General features: G+C 62.7%; 9 protein-coding genes. 8 read left to right on the forward strand and 1 reads right to left on the reverse strand.

Annotated features, from left to right (window positions below; all coding sequences use genetic code 11):
• The first annotated feature begins 91 nt into the window (after positions 1-91).
• From KSX58_RS03285 to ilvC (KSX58_RS03320), 8 genes are all read left to right on the forward strand, one after another.
• Positions 92-877, forward strand: a complete 786-nt coding sequence (locus tag KSX58_RS03285) for a LamB/YcsF family protein (RefSeq protein ID WP_035010513.1) — start codon at positions 92-94, stop codon at positions 875-877.
• Between the two features lie 12 nt (positions 878-889).
• Positions 890-2,701, forward strand: a complete 1,812-nt coding sequence (locus tag KSX58_RS03290; protein WP_070122335.1) for an urea amidolyase family protein — start codon at positions 890-892, stop codon at positions 2,699-2,701.
• Entirely contained in the window at positions 2,701-4,668 is a 1,968-nt protein-coding gene (locus KSX58_RS03295; protein WP_195561017.1) for a biotin carboxylase N-terminal domain-containing protein, read from the forward strand. Before KSX58_RS03290 ends, KSX58_RS03295 begins: the two co-directional genes overlap by 1 nt.
• A 109-nt stretch (positions 4,669-4,777) precedes the next feature.
• Positions 4,778-5,701: a DUF4392 domain-containing protein gene (locus KSX58_RS03300; protein WP_195561018.1), complete on the forward strand. Its 924-nt coding sequence runs from the start codon at positions 4,778-4,780 to the stop codon at positions 5,699-5,701.
• 253 nt (positions 5,702-5,954) lie between these two features.
• A complete protein-coding gene (gene gtfA / locus KSX58_RS03305; RefSeq protein ID WP_195561019.1) occupies positions 5,955-7,469 on the forward strand; it encodes a sucrose phosphorylase in 1,515 nt (504 codons plus the stop codon).
• A gap of 291 nt (positions 7,470-7,760) precedes the next feature.
• Entirely contained in the window at positions 7,761-9,353 is a 1,593-nt protein-coding gene (locus tag KSX58_RS03310) for an MFS transporter (protein WP_117838142.1), read from the forward strand.
• 477 nt (positions 9,354-9,830) lie between these two features.
• Positions 9,831-11,180, forward strand: a complete 1,350-nt coding sequence (locus tag KSX58_RS03315) for an MFS transporter (protein ID WP_011742628.1) — start codon at positions 9,831-9,833, stop codon at positions 11,178-11,180.
• Between the two features lie 286 nt (positions 11,181-11,466).
• Positions 11,467-12,519, forward strand: a complete 1,053-nt coding sequence (gene ilvC / locus KSX58_RS03320) for a ketol-acid reductoisomerase (RefSeq protein WP_003807354.1) — start codon at positions 11,467-11,469, stop codon at positions 12,517-12,519.
• Between the two features lie 196 nt (positions 12,520-12,715).
• Here the strand turns inward: ilvC (KSX58_RS03320) and ilvC (KSX58_RS03325) are convergent, their stop codons facing one another.
• Positions 12,716-13,756, reverse strand: a complete 1,041-nt coding sequence (gene ilvC, locus KSX58_RS03325) for a ketol-acid reductoisomerase (RefSeq protein ID WP_217735778.1) — start codon at positions 13,754-13,756, stop codon at positions 12,716-12,718.
• Positions 13,757-14,112 lie beyond the last annotated feature (356 nt).

Consider the following 14,112-nt stretch of genomic DNA (forward strand, 5'->3'; position numbering starts at 1 on the left):
CGGCGGAACACTACGACAGTGAAACGACGGAAAGGCGACGGAAGGAATGGAAACGATGGCTGTGCAGGAAACAGACGGAAGGCAGACGGCTATGCGAATCGATATGAACAGCGATATGGGCGAAAGCTTCGGTCGTTGGACGCTCGGCGACGACGAGGCGCTGCTCGACGTGGTTTCCAGCGCGAACGTGGCGTGCGGCTTCCATGCGGGCGACCCGTCCGTCATGCTGAGAACGTTGTCATACGCGGCGTCGCGGGGGGTAATGGTCGGGGCGCATGTGGCGTACCGCGACCTGGCCGGATTCGGGCGCCGCTATGTGGACGAGTCCCCCGACGAGCTCAAGGCGGACGTGATGTACCAGATCGCCGCGTTGGAAGGCATGGCGCGGTCGGTCGGCGCGCAGGTGCGGTACGTGAAACCTCATGGCGCGCTGTACAACCGAATCGTCCGCGACGAATCGCAGGCCGCCGCCGTGGTCGAGGCTATCCGCAGCGTGGACGCATCGCTGGCGATACTGACGCAGCCGGGCGCCGTGGTCGGCCGCCTGGCCGCGCAGGCCGGGCTTCGTGTGTTCCACGAGGCGTTCGCCGACCGCGCGTACAACGTGGACGGCACGCTGGTGTCGCGCCGTTTGCCGGATGCAGTGATCGCCGATCCGGCCGAAGTGGCGGCGCGCGTGCTGCGCATGGTGTGCGAGCATGAGGTGGTGGCAATCGACGGCACCGTGGTGCCGCTCAACGCCGATTCCGTCTGTGTGCATGGCGATTCGCCCTCGGCTGTGGCGATGGCGCGTGCCGTCCGCGCCCGCTTGGAGTCGGAAGGCGTTGCGATACGCGCGTTCGCAGGCGACGCAGCCGCATCGGCCGCGCGGGATTAAGGCGGTGGCGACATGCGATTCCTGACCTGTGGCGCGGACGGCATACTCGTGGAGCTCGCCGATTTGGACGAGACCCTGCGGGTGTTCGCCGCGTTGCAGAGCGCCGTGAAACATGCCGTGGAACAAACTGCGGAATCGCCCGAGCGGGCCGCACAGCCGAGCACGACCTCCGTTTTCGCCGGCGTGAAACAACTCATTCCCGCTGCGCGCACCGTCTACGTCGCCTTCGATCCGCTGCTTTCGTCGCGTGTCGAACTGACCGCCGCGATTCGCGCGCTGAACGTTGCCGCCGACATGGAACGGCATTCCCGAATCGTTGAAATTCCGGTGATTTACGATGGCGAGGATATGGCGGACGTAGCCGACCTGCTGGGCATCTCCGTTGACGAGGTTGTGCGCCGGCATTGCGATACCGCCTGGTCCGTGGCATTCGTCGGCTTCGCGCCCGGTTTCGCATACCTGACCGGCGGCGACCCGATATTCGATGTGCCACGCCGCAAAGTGCCACGGCTGAGCGTGCCCGCGGGCGCGGTGGGGCTTGCCGGCACGTTTTCCGGCGTGTATCCGCGCGTCAGCTCGGGCGGCTGGCAGTTGCTGGGCCACACGGAAACGCCGATGTGGGACGAGCGGGCCGACCCGCCCGCGCTGTTGCAGCCCGGCGACACCGTGCGTTTTACGCCCGTGCGTGACGCCGTTTCCGGCGGTTCGGCTTCTGTTTCTGCCTCTGTGTCCGATTCCGTTCAAGTTTCGCAGGCGCCAGATTCCATGTCCGTCTCGGCCTCGACTCCGGCTCTCGAAGTCCTCCGCTCGGGCCTGCTCACCACCTTCCAAGATGATGGCCGTGTCGCCGCGAACATGGGCGTGACCGGTTCCGGCGCCGCCGATCGCACGTCTTCCCACTTGGCCAACGCACTGGTCGGCAACCCCGCTAATACCCCCGTGTTGGAAATCACCGGTGGTGGCGTGCGCATGCGTGCCATCGGCAGTGTGGTCGTGGCGGTGACGGGCGCTTCGGCGGATGTGACGATTACCGGAAGCCGGCAATCGCAAGATAGTCAAGGCGGCTCAAACGGCACGTTCACCCCAAATTCCCCCGGTGGATGCAGTGGCCGGACCGTCTTGAACGCATCGAACGATGCCGCCGACCGCACCACAATCGCCATGCAACAACCGGTTCTGCTGCGTGACGGGGACGTGCTGTCAATCGCCCCGCCGACCAGCGGCCTGCGCGATTATGTGGCCGTACGCGGCGGTTTCGGCGTCGCGACAACCCTCGGTTCGGCTGCAACGGACACGATGAGCGGCATCGGCCCGCGCCCGATCGCAGCCAAACAGCGGCTCGCCATACGTACCGCGTCCACGGCGTGCGATGCCGGCGTCGGCCTGCCGCAGCCATGGCCGACCGACCTGCCGAAACCCGGCAGACCTACGGATTTATACGTGCGATTGGGACCGCGCGACGACTGGTTCACCGCAGCCGGCCTGTCCGCATTCCTGACGCAAACGTGGACAGTGACCGCGCAGTCGAACCGTGTTGGCCTGCGACTTTCGGGAGCGGCACCCGTGGAACGCACCGACACGCGCGAACTGGCCAGCGAGGCCACGCCATCCGGCGCAATCGAAGTGCCGACCAGCGGACAACCGGTCATTTTTCTGCGCGACCAGCCTGTAACCGGCGGATATCCGGTAATCGCCGTGCTTGAACCGGAATCGTTGGACGTGGCCGGGCAGTTGCCACCAGGCGCATGCGTCCGCTTCCACGTCGTTTCCGCCCATGCCACGTCTACTCCGCAACCTGCGTACCCCACCAAGGAGGTTCGATAATGCCATCCGCATCGACTGCACCATCCGCAACGGCGCTCCCATCCCCGTCGCCATCATTGTCGTCGCCATCGCCCGCAACCCCGAAACTACGACGCATCCTCATCGCCAACCGTGGCGAAATCGCCATGCGCGTCATCCACGCCTGCCATGACACCGGCCGCATCGCCATCGCCGCCTATGCCGACCCCGACGCGGACGCGCTGTTCGTGCACGCCGCCGACGAGGCCTACGCACTGGGCGGATCCGACGCGCAAAGCACGTATCTCAACATCGCGGCCATCGTGGAAACCGCGCACAAGGCGCATGTCGACGCCGTCCACCCCGGGTACGGTTTCCTTGCCGAAAACGCGGAATTCGCGCAGGCGGTCATCGACGCCGGCATGACGTGGATCGGTCCGCAGCCCGCCACCATCCGCGCGCTCGGCTCGAAAGTCGAAGCGCGCCGCATCGCGGCCGAAGTCGGCGCGCCCATGGCCCCCGGCACCACGGAACCGGTGCACGACCCCGCCGAAGTCATCAAGTTCGCCAAGGAACACGGCCTGCCACTGGCCATCAAAGCCGTCTACGGGGGTGGCGGTCGAGGTCTGAAAGTGGTGCACCGGCTGGAAGACGTGCGCGAGGCGTTCGTATCCGCCACGCACGAGGCCGAGCTGGCGTTCGGCAACGGCGACTGCTTCATCGAACGATTCCTCGCCCGCCCGCGCCACGTCGAAGTGCAGATCCTCGGCGACGGCGCGGGCAACGTTGTGGCCGTCGGCACGCGCGACTGCTCGCTGCAGCGCCGCAATCAGAAACTCATCGAAGAGGCACCAGCGCCGTTCCTACCCCCTGAAACCACCCGGGCGCTGGAAGACGCGGCCGTCGCCATCTGCTCCCGTGCGCACTACGAAAGCGCCGGAACCGTTGAGTTTCTGGTCGATCCGGACGGCACGATGTCGTTCATGGAAGTCAACACGCGTATTCAGGTCGAACACCCCGTCACAGAAGAGGTGGCCGGCGTCGATCTGGTGGCCGCTCAGCTGGCGATCGCCGAAGGCGCGCATGTTACCGACATTCCCGGCTTGGAACACGGCACCCCCGTTCCGCATGGGCATGCGATCGAGTTCCGCATCAACGCGGAGGATCCATCCCTTGGTTTCGTACCGTTCCCCGGCATCGTCGAGCGGCTGAACGTGCCGACCGGACCGGGCATCCGCTTCGATCCCGGCGTTGCGCAAGGCGGCGCGATTCCGGGGCAGTTCGATTCGATGATCGCCAAACTGATCGTCTCCGCGCCGTCGCGTTCGGCCTGTCTGACGCGCGCCCGCCACGCATTGGATGAGCTGGCGATTGCCGGCGTGCCAACGGTCCGCAAATTCGACCAGGCCGTGCTCGAACAGCCAGCTTTCGTGGCGACGGACGGCGATTTCGGCGTCTACACGCGCTGGATCGAAGAGGAATTCCTGCCTTCCGTGGACGTGCGCACGCTGGCCGACGGCAAACCGGGTCGCCGGGCCGCAGCGCCCGAACCGGTGGAAAGCTGGGTCGAGGTCGATGGCAAACGCGTGCGATTGGGCCTGCCCGCTTCGCTCGCCTCCGTCGCCGCGCTGGGCGCGGGGCTGGCCGGATTGGCTGGAGCCGGCGCAACGGGGAGCCCTGCCCTCACGTCCGATTCTGGCGAATCGGTCATCCAAGCCCTGCTGAACGCCTATCAAAAGTCCGTTCCAGCAGGATCGGGCACGCAGATCGCCGCAAACTCGGATATCGCAAGCACCCAAGACACCCCTATCGAATCGACCATCACCGGCACGGTCGTCCGCTGGCTCGCCGATGATGGCGCGCACGTTGAGGAAAACGAGCCGATCGTCGTACTCGAGGCGATGAAGATGGAAATCGAAATCACCGCCCCCGTTGCCGGCATACTGCACCGATCGGCGCAGGTCGGCGACACCGCGCAATACGGCGACCCCCTCGGCGCCATCAGTTAACGCGGCGGCCGGCTGACACGGCTGCCGGCCGTCGGGTGAACCGCACGCCCCTTACGCGCAACGCATCGCAATCGCAAAAACAAAACCCAGACCACGGAAGGAACGCAACATGAGCATGCTGGATTGGCGGTATTATCCGAAAATCGCGCGTATCGCACGCATGGCGGGAGCCGACGTCGGACGCGGTTCCGAAACGTTGATGACGTATTCGCGCGGCGATTTGTTCCGATCCGCACGCCACTTGTCGGGCAGCAAGGAAGGTCGGCCCGCCCGCGCGCTGGTGGTCACCGGCTTCTACATTCCGAAGGCCGCGCAACCCGCTGCGGAAACGGACGGCCCGTTGGGTGCGCTGGAAGTATGCATGGCATTGCGTGCGATTGGCGGCGACGCATGGCTGGTCAGCGACGAATGCTGCGCGCCGGTGATTCGCCCGTCCGCATTGGGTTTCCTGCCGGACGACCACGTGCTGATCGCGCCGAATGCCAATCCCAAGGGCGGTTTTGACGCCTGGCTCAACGGCGTCATCGACCTTGCCAAAACCGAACATATCGATACGCTCGTCTACATCGAACGCGTCGGGCCGGCGCGCGACGGCAGCCCGCACAACATGCGCGGCATCGACATCACCGAATGGACCGCGCCGCTGAGCCAGCTCACGCTGCTCGGCCTGCACACGATCGGCGTGGGCGACGGCGGCAACGAGATCGGCATGGGCCGTGTGGAGGACTACGCCATCGAAGGGGTGGTCGACCACGGCGAGAACATCGCCTGCACGGTGCCGACCGACCAGCTGGTGGTGGCCGGCACGTCGAATTGGGGCGCGCACGCGCTTGTCTGTGCGATGCGCGCGTTGGGCAGCAACGCCGTCGACCCGTATCTTGAACCGACGTGGCAGGAGCGCGTGCTGGACGTGATCGTCGAATACGGCGGCCTCGACGGCGTGCATATGACGAACGTGGCGACCGTCGACGGCCTCGAACCCGACCGTTACTTTAAGCAGGTCGGCCAGCTTACGGACTGCGCCCGCAGCTGAAGTCCTGTGCCCAAGGCTGAGGGCCCTGCGTTCGCGGCTGCCCCCGCATGTCCGTCGTTTTCGAATCGGGCGCCGGAGACATGCGCCGCGATTCGGCCGAAAGCCGGTTCGACACGCCCGAACACCGGTTGCGGTTTTGGTGTCGAGCCCCATTTTGCGGTAATATCGAACCGGTTCGACACAACCGTGGGAATGGCCGTAAGGACTCCCGCGAAGAATCTCGCAACGACTTTTTGGAACCGAAGGAGGCTCCATGAAAAACAAGGTGCAGCTCATCACTTACGCCGACCGCCTTGGCGACGGCACCATCAAGTCGATGACCGACATTCTGCGCACCCGCTTCGACGGCGTGTACGACGGCGTTCACATCCTGCCGTTCTTCACCCCGTTCGACGGCGCCGACGCAGGCTTCGACCCGATCGACCACACCAAGGTCGACGAACGTCTCGGCAGCTGGGACGACGTCGCCGAACTCTCCAAGACCCACGACATCATGGTCGACGCCATCGTCAACCACATGAGCTGGGAATCCAAGCAGTTCCAGGACGTGCTGGCCAAGGGCGAGGAGTCCGAATACTATCCGATGTTCCTCACCATGAGTTCCGTGTTCCCGAACGGCGCCACCGAAGAGGACCTGGCCGGCATCTACCGTCCGCGTCCGGGCCTGCCGTTCACCCACTACAAGTTCGCCGGCAAGACCCGCCTCGTGTGGGTCAGCTTCACCCCGCAGCAGGTGGACATCGACACCGATTCCGACAAGGGCTGGGAATACCTCATGTCCATCTTCGACCAGATGGCGGCTTCCCACGTCAGCTACATCCGTCTCGACGCCGTCGGCTACGGCGCCAAGGAAGCCGGCACCAGCTGCTTCATGACCCCGAAGACCTTCAAGCTGATCTCCCGTCTGCGTGAGGAAGGCGTCAAGCGCGGCCTGGAAATCCTCATCGAAGTGCACTCCTACTACAAGAAGCAGGTGGAGATCGCCTCCAAGGTCGACCGCGTGTACGACTTCGCGCTGCCGCCGCTGCTCCTGCACTCGCTGAGCACCGGCCACGTCGAACCCGTCGCCCACTGGACCGACATCCGCCCGAACAACGCCGTCACCGTGCTCGACACGCACGACGGCATCGGCGTGATCGACATCGGCTCCGACCAGCTCGACCGCTCGCTCAAGGGCCTGGTGCCGGATGAGGACGTGGACAACCTCGTCAACACCATCCACGCCAACACCCACGGCGAATCCCAGGCAGCCACCGGAGCCGCCGCATCCAATCTCGACCTCTACCAGGTCAACAGCACCTACTATTCGGCGCTCGGGTGCAACGACCAGCACTACATCGCCGCCCGCGCGGTGCAGTTCTTCCTGCCGGGCGTGCCGCAGGTCTACTATGTCGGCGCGCTTGCCGGCAGGAACGACATGGAGCTACTGCGTAAGACGAATAACGGCCGCGACATCAACCGCCATTACTACTCCACCGCGGAAATCGACGAGAACCTCAAGCGTCCGGTCGTCAAGGCCCTGAACGCGCTCGCCAAGTTCCGCAACGAGCTCGACGCGTTCGACGGCACGTTCTCGTACACCACCGATGACGACACGTCCATCAGCTTCACCTGGCGCGGCGAAACCAGCCAGGCCACGCTGACGTTCGAGCCGAAGCGCGGTCTCGGTGTGGACAACACTACGCCGGTCGCCATGTTGGAATGGGAGGATTCCGCGGGAGACCACCGTTCGGATGATCTGATCGCCAATCCGCCTGTCGTCGCCTGACGGAAAATTTCTTGCGATTACGTATTTTCTTGCGATTACGTACGGCCTTGCGATTGCGTTCCACCTTGCGGTCGCGCACCCGGTCCGTCGCACCCGGTCCGTCGGGCGGACGGCAGTGGCCGCACGTGTTGGTATCGTAAGTTGCGTTGAAGAATCGCCCGAATGCGCTGAAGCAATGCGTCCGGGCGATTTTCGTATGTGTCGCTCGTAGCGGGCGGGCGCATGCGTAGAGTATCGAAGCACATGAAACGCGACAAGCAGAAAACGCGATAAGCCAAGAAAACAGCAGATATGACCGAAGACAATCAGAATAACGAATTCAAACCGCAGCCGCTGCCCGGCCAGGTGTTCATCCGCCCGGGCATCGACGATCGCCCCGATTATGAGAAGACCCTGACTCCCGAAGCGAAGGCGGCCATGCGCCGGCTGTCGGTGCAGCAGCATCCGCGTATTCCGGAAGCGTCCAACGAGCGTCCGGAAACCCAGGCCGCGCGCATCGCATCGGAAGGTGGAGCGCCCCTAACCGCGGCCGCGCATCTTGACGTGGCTGTGCCGAACCTCGAATCGTCCTTCCTCGACCTGCGCGACCCGATGACCGCTCCGGACGGCACCAGGCCGACCGCAATGCAGGCCAACCGGCTCGTTGCGGGTTTTGCGCTTGGCTCAATGCTGCTGTCCGCTCCGATGGCGGCGTTCAACACGGTGCTCATTCCGCAAACCGTCAGCCGTTTGTCGGGAATCAACCGCGTCACGGATTTGGCGATGCTCGTCATCGCAGGTGCCATCATGACGTTCCTGCTGAACGCATGCATCGCCGTCGGTTCCGACCATTCCTACTGCCGGTTCGGGCGCCGTACGCCATGGATCGTCAGCGGCAGCGTATTGGCGGCTATCTGCATGGCGATTCTTTCCGCATGCGATTTTCTCCCGTGGGCCGTGTTCTTCTGGCTGGCCACGCAGGCCGCGTATGCGATGGCGGCCATACCGTTCGCCGCCGCGTTCGGCGAACGTGTGCCTGACAAGTTCCGCGACCGCGCCGATTCGTGGCACGGCAAGGGGCTGGCGCTTGGCCAGCTGGTCGGCGTCGCCGTGGCTGTTGCGCTGACGCCGCATGCCGGTGGCGAAGGTTGGGATGGCACTACGGGTTTCGCGATGCTGGTATTCGCGGGTTGGCTTGTCGTCGCGGCCGTCGTTACGCTGTTGGTACTGCCGTTCGAAGGGGCCAGCAGCTACCTGCCGCGTAGGGATGTTGAGAAAGGCGATTTCTTCTCGCAATACCGTCCGCCGCAGAACGCGCCGAAGTTTTCTGTGGCATTCGCGGCCCGCATGTTCGCCGTTGCGGCCACAGCCGGAATCGCCGTATATCAGTGGTATCTGGCGCCGAATATCGTCGGCAATACCGATGAGGCCGGTTTGTTCGGCATTGCCGGTGCCGGATCGGTGGTTGTGGTCATGGCCATCTGCACGTTTGTCGGTGCTTTGATTGCGGCGTTGCTGCTTGGCCGTGTCGTCAGCCTGTTTGGTGATCTGCGTATTCCGGCCGTCGCGTCCGCCGTGTTGTTCATGGTCGCTGCGCTGCTGCCGTTGCTGATGGACGACGGTTTCCTGGCGGTTGCGCTGTACGCCCTGCTTGCCGGCTTCGCATACGTGGTGTTCGATGGCGCCAGCCAAAGCTTGGATCTTGCGATGCTGCCGGATGTGCGTTCCGTGGGCCGATCGCTTGCCGCTTATAGTCTGGCCAATACGTTCGGCACGATACTGGGCGTCGCTGCCTGCGCCGCGGTGATTGTGGCGACCGGTGCCACCGTGCTGATCTTCGCTGTCGCCACTGTTTCGATGCTGTTGGCGGGTCTGCTGACATTGCGGTTGAAATCGCAACAATGACGGCGACTATGACAGTGCTAGATCGCCAATGATTGGAAAATAAAGCGAAACGGCGCGTCCACATAGTGAACCTTTAGTGGATAGGGGAGATGGACGCGCCTATGTTTACGGCTTAGTTCGAGCGGAAATCCCGCCCGGGGAAAAGACTTTGCGAAAGGAGGTTCGCCAAGATGAACGGAATGGTCGCACACGTACTGCTGTCCGCACGAATTATTATTCCGCTTTCGTTGGCGGACTGATTCGAGCATAGCGGCTTCAATCCCTCGCCAACGAAGGCAGGGTTTGAGGCGCGCGTAACACACACGTTAATGGCCCTGCATGATGCGGGGTCTTTTTGTTGCAGCCCACAAGGCAGACGCAGCGAAAACCTTTTGAAGCCGGCCGGCATAGCGCACAACAGAAAACAGAAAAACTACAAACAACATCGTTATCGGCGGAAGTTGGGAGCCGGTAGCAGGACGTACAGGGAGTACATCAATGAGTACAGTCGAAGCGGCCGCTGGCAAAGCGCAGGCGATGGTCCGCGATTCGGTCAAAACCGTGATCGCAGCATCCATGGTCGGCACCGCCATCGAGTTCTACGACTTTTACGCATACGGCACCGCCGCTGCGAATTATTTCCCGAAGGTGTTCTTCGGAGACACCACCAATCCGACCGTCGCGCTGCTGGCCAGCCTGCTGACCTTCGCCATCGCGTTCATCGCCCGTCCGCTGGGCTCGTTGGTGTTCGGCCACTTCGGCGACCGTATGGGCCGCAAGACCACGCTGGTGGTCTCCCTGCTCACCATGGGCATTGCCACCTTCCTGATCGGCTGCCTGCCGACCTACAACCAATGGGGTGTCGCGGCCGTCGCCGTGCTGTGCCTGTGCCGTTTCGTGCAGGGCATCGGCCTTGGCGGCGAATGGTCCGGCGCCGCGCTGGTGGCCACCGAGAACGCTCCGGAAGACAAGCGCGCGCTGTACGGCTCCTTCCCGGAGCTGGGCGCCCCGATCGGCTTCTTCCTGTCGAACGGCACCTACTTCCTGCTGGAGACCTTCAACGACAATGACGCGATGCTTGCCTGGGGCTGGCGCGTGCCGTTCCTGCTGTCCTCCATCCTCGTGATCGTCGGCCTCGTCGTCCGCGTCCAGATGGAGGAGACCCCGATCTTCCGTATGGCCCAGGAGCAGAAGAAGGTCGTCAAGTCCCCGCTTACCGAAGTGTTCAAGAAGAGCTGGAAGGAAGTCATCCAGGCCACGTTCCTGGTGGCCGTCACCTACACGCTGTTCTACACGCTGGCAACCTGGTCCCTCGCTTGGGGCACCAAGACCGTCGAGCAGGGTGGTGGCAACCTGGGCTTCACCAACCAGGAGTATCTGCTCATGCTGATGATCGCCGTCTGCGTGTTCGCCGCGTTCATCGTGATCTCCTGCGTGAACGCCGACAAATTCGGCCGCAAGCGCGTGATCATCATCTCCTCCTGCTGCCTTATCGCGTTCGCCCTGCTGTTCCCGTTCCTGCTTGACCCGGCGGTCGTCGGTCAGCGCAACTTCGCCACCAACCTGCTGTTCCTGTGCATCGGCTTCGCTCTGATGGGTACCGCGTTCGGTCCGATCGGCGCCTTCCTGCCGGAACTGTTCGACGCGAACGTGCGTTACTCCGGCTCCGGCATCGGCTACAACCTGGCTGCCATCGTCGGCGCGGCCTTCGTGCCGACCATCGCCACTTGGCTGTCCCATCATTGGGGCGTGCATTCCGTGGGCCTGTACCTCGGTGTGATGGCCCTGTGCTGCCTCATCGCGGTGTTGAGCTGCAAGGAAACGAAGAACGTCGACTTCACCAAGTGACGCCGACCGGCTTGCCGGGCTGCTTCGCTTGGGGTGGCTCGGAGCCTTAGAAAAAACGTTTGACGTGAATATAGCCACTATGTGAACGCCAACAGACATCATAAAGAAAGCGGTACTAGAACAGTTCCGCAGGAGAGGCGGAGTGGTTCCTCGGACACAATCCGGGGGGAGCAACATCCTAGGAATCACTCGCCGTGATAACAACCGAAAAAAAGAATAGAAAATAGCGAGTTTGTTCGGAAAAAGCAAGTTCCGAATCGCAAAAAACAATAAAGGAGCGCCAATTATGGCAGCAACTATCTGGTACGAAAAGGACGCCGATCTGTCCGTGTTCGATGGCAAGAAGGTGGCCATCCTCGGTTACGGTTCCCAGGGCCACGCCCATGCGCTGAACCTGCGCGATTCCGGCGTCGACGTCGTCGTCGGCCTGCGTCCTACCTCCAAGTCCGTGGAGTATGCCAAGGAGCAGGGCCTTGAGGTCAAGCCTGTTGCCGAGGCCGTTGCCGAAGCCGACGTGGTGATGATCCTGCTGCCTGACCAGTACCAGGCCGCCGTGTACAAGAAGGACGTCGAGCCGAACCTGAAGCCGGGCGCTGCTCTGGCCTTCGCTCACGGCTTCAACATCCACTACGGCTACATCAAGCCGTCCGAGGACCATCCGGTCTTCATGGTCGCCCCGAAGGGCCCGGGCCACATCGTGCGTCGTGAGTACGCCGCTGGCCGTGGCGTCCCGGTCGTCGTGGCCGTCGAGCAGGATCCGGATGGCAAGACCTGGCCGCTGTGCCTGGCTTACGCCAAGGCTCTGGGCGCGCTGCGTGCAGGCGCCATCAAGACCACCTTCACCGAGGAGACCGAGACCGATCTGTTCGGCGAGCAGGACGTCCTCATGGGTGGCATCAACCACCTGTGCGATATGGGCTTCGATGTGCTGACCGAGGCTGGCTACCAGCCGGAGATCGCCTACTTCGAGGTGTTCCACGAGCTGAAGATGCTGGTCGACCTGGCCAACGAGGGTGGCCTGAACAAGGCCCGTTGGTCCTGCTCCGACACCGCCCAGTACGGCGACTACACCTCCACGGTCATCACCGAGGAGACCAAGAAGCGCATGCAGTACCAGCTCAAGCGCATCCAGGACGGTTCCTTCGCCAAGGAGTTCATGGATGACCAGGCCGCTGGCGCTCCGAAGTTCAAGAAGCTGCAGGAAGAGTACAGCCACCCGCACCTGGAGACCGTTGGCCCGAAGCTGCGCGCCATGTTCTCCTGGAACAACCAGGTGGACGCCGATGCCGATATGGCCGAGTCCTTCAACGGCAAGATCGCTCGTACCCAGGTTCAGTGAGATTGCTTCGCTAGCTGCATAAGCTATTTAGCGAATTAGAAAGCGTCGCCCGCTTCATGCGGACGGCGCTTTTTGCATATCGTCGTGCGTGCGACGGTTGCGTACGTTCCGGCATAACGAAAGGCCGCCACCCAACTTGGGCGGCGGCCTTCAATCGCAGTTAATGCGATTAATCGCAATGAATGCGAGACGTTACTCAGCCACGGGCGATCTTGCCGGTGAAAGTGGCCATGTCAGCGTCGTCATCCTTGCCGTTGTTCCAAGAGAACATGGCGCGCAGCTTCGGGCCAACGCTCTCGATACGCACGTTGCCGTATTCTTCCTGCAGCTTCTTGAACTTCGGAGCGCCGGCGTCCTGATCGTCGATGAACTCCTTGGCGAAGGAGCCGTCCTGGATGCGCTTCAGGTGGTACTGCATGCGCTCACGCACGTGCTCGTCGATGCAGGTGTTGGTGTAGTCGCCGTACTGGGCGGTGTCGGAGCAGGACCAACGAGCCTTGTTCAGGCCACCCTCGTTCATGAGGTCGACGAGCATCTTCAGCTCGTGGCAGACCTCGAAGTAAGCGATCTCCGGCTGGTAGCCAGCGTCAGTGAGGACCTCGAAGCCCATTTCAACGAGCTTGTTCACGCCGCCCATGAGCACGTTCTGCTCGCCGAACAGATCGGTCTCGGTCTCTTCGGTGAAGGTGGTCTTGATGGCGCCTGCGCGCAGGGCGCCCAGAGCCTTGGCGTAAGCCAGGGTGATGTCCCAAGCGTCGCCGCGCGGATTCTGTTCGACGGCCACGACGACCGGGACGCCACGGCCGTTGGCGTACTCACGACGCACGATGTGGCCCGGGCCCTTCGGGGCGACCATGAAGACCGGGTGGTCCTCGGTCGGCTTGATGTAGCCGTAGTGGATGTTGAAGCCATGAGCGAAGGCGACGGCGGCGCCCGGCTTGATGTTCGGTTCGATGTCGTTGGCCCAGATGGTGCGCTGGTACTGATCGGGAGCCAGAATCATGATGATGTCGGCCTCGGCGGCGGCTTCCGGAACGGACTTGACTTCCAGACCCTGCTCCTTGGCGTGCTCGACGGACTTGGAGGTCGGGCGCAGGCCGACGACGACGTCGACGCCGGAATCGCGCAGGTTCAGCGCATGGGCGTGGCCCTGGGAACCGTAACCGATGATGGCAACCTTCTTGCCTTCGAGGACCGAGAGATCTCCATCGTTCTCATACCAAATTTGTGCAGCCATTGTACTTGGCACTCCTTTTGTGTAGTGGGGTGAACGCTTGGAAAGCGTTCGGGTTTCTACCATTCGCAGATGAAATTCGTGGTTTCGTGCATGGATTTTGTCCTGCAAACTGGGGTCCATCCTACCGGAGCGGCTGTTTTGGTACGTATCCAGTCCACAAAGTGAGCCGCGAAATCGTAAAAAATTCGTCGCGGCGCAATCGTGATACCTTTCCTGCGAAACCCCTACGGAAGCGACGTTTCGGGCCGTTGGAATGTTGTTTCCGTTGGGAATTGCGATTAAGCCCCTACCGAAGCGACGTTTCAATCGCTGAAAATGACGTTTGTGTGGGCAAGCATGTGCTTATTTAGGTGACG

The sequence above is a fragment of the Bifidobacterium sp. MSK.17.10 genome (assembly GCF_019129655.1).
GTDB lineage: Bacteria > Actinomycetota > Actinomycetes > Actinomycetales > Bifidobacteriaceae > Bifidobacterium > Bifidobacterium adolescentis.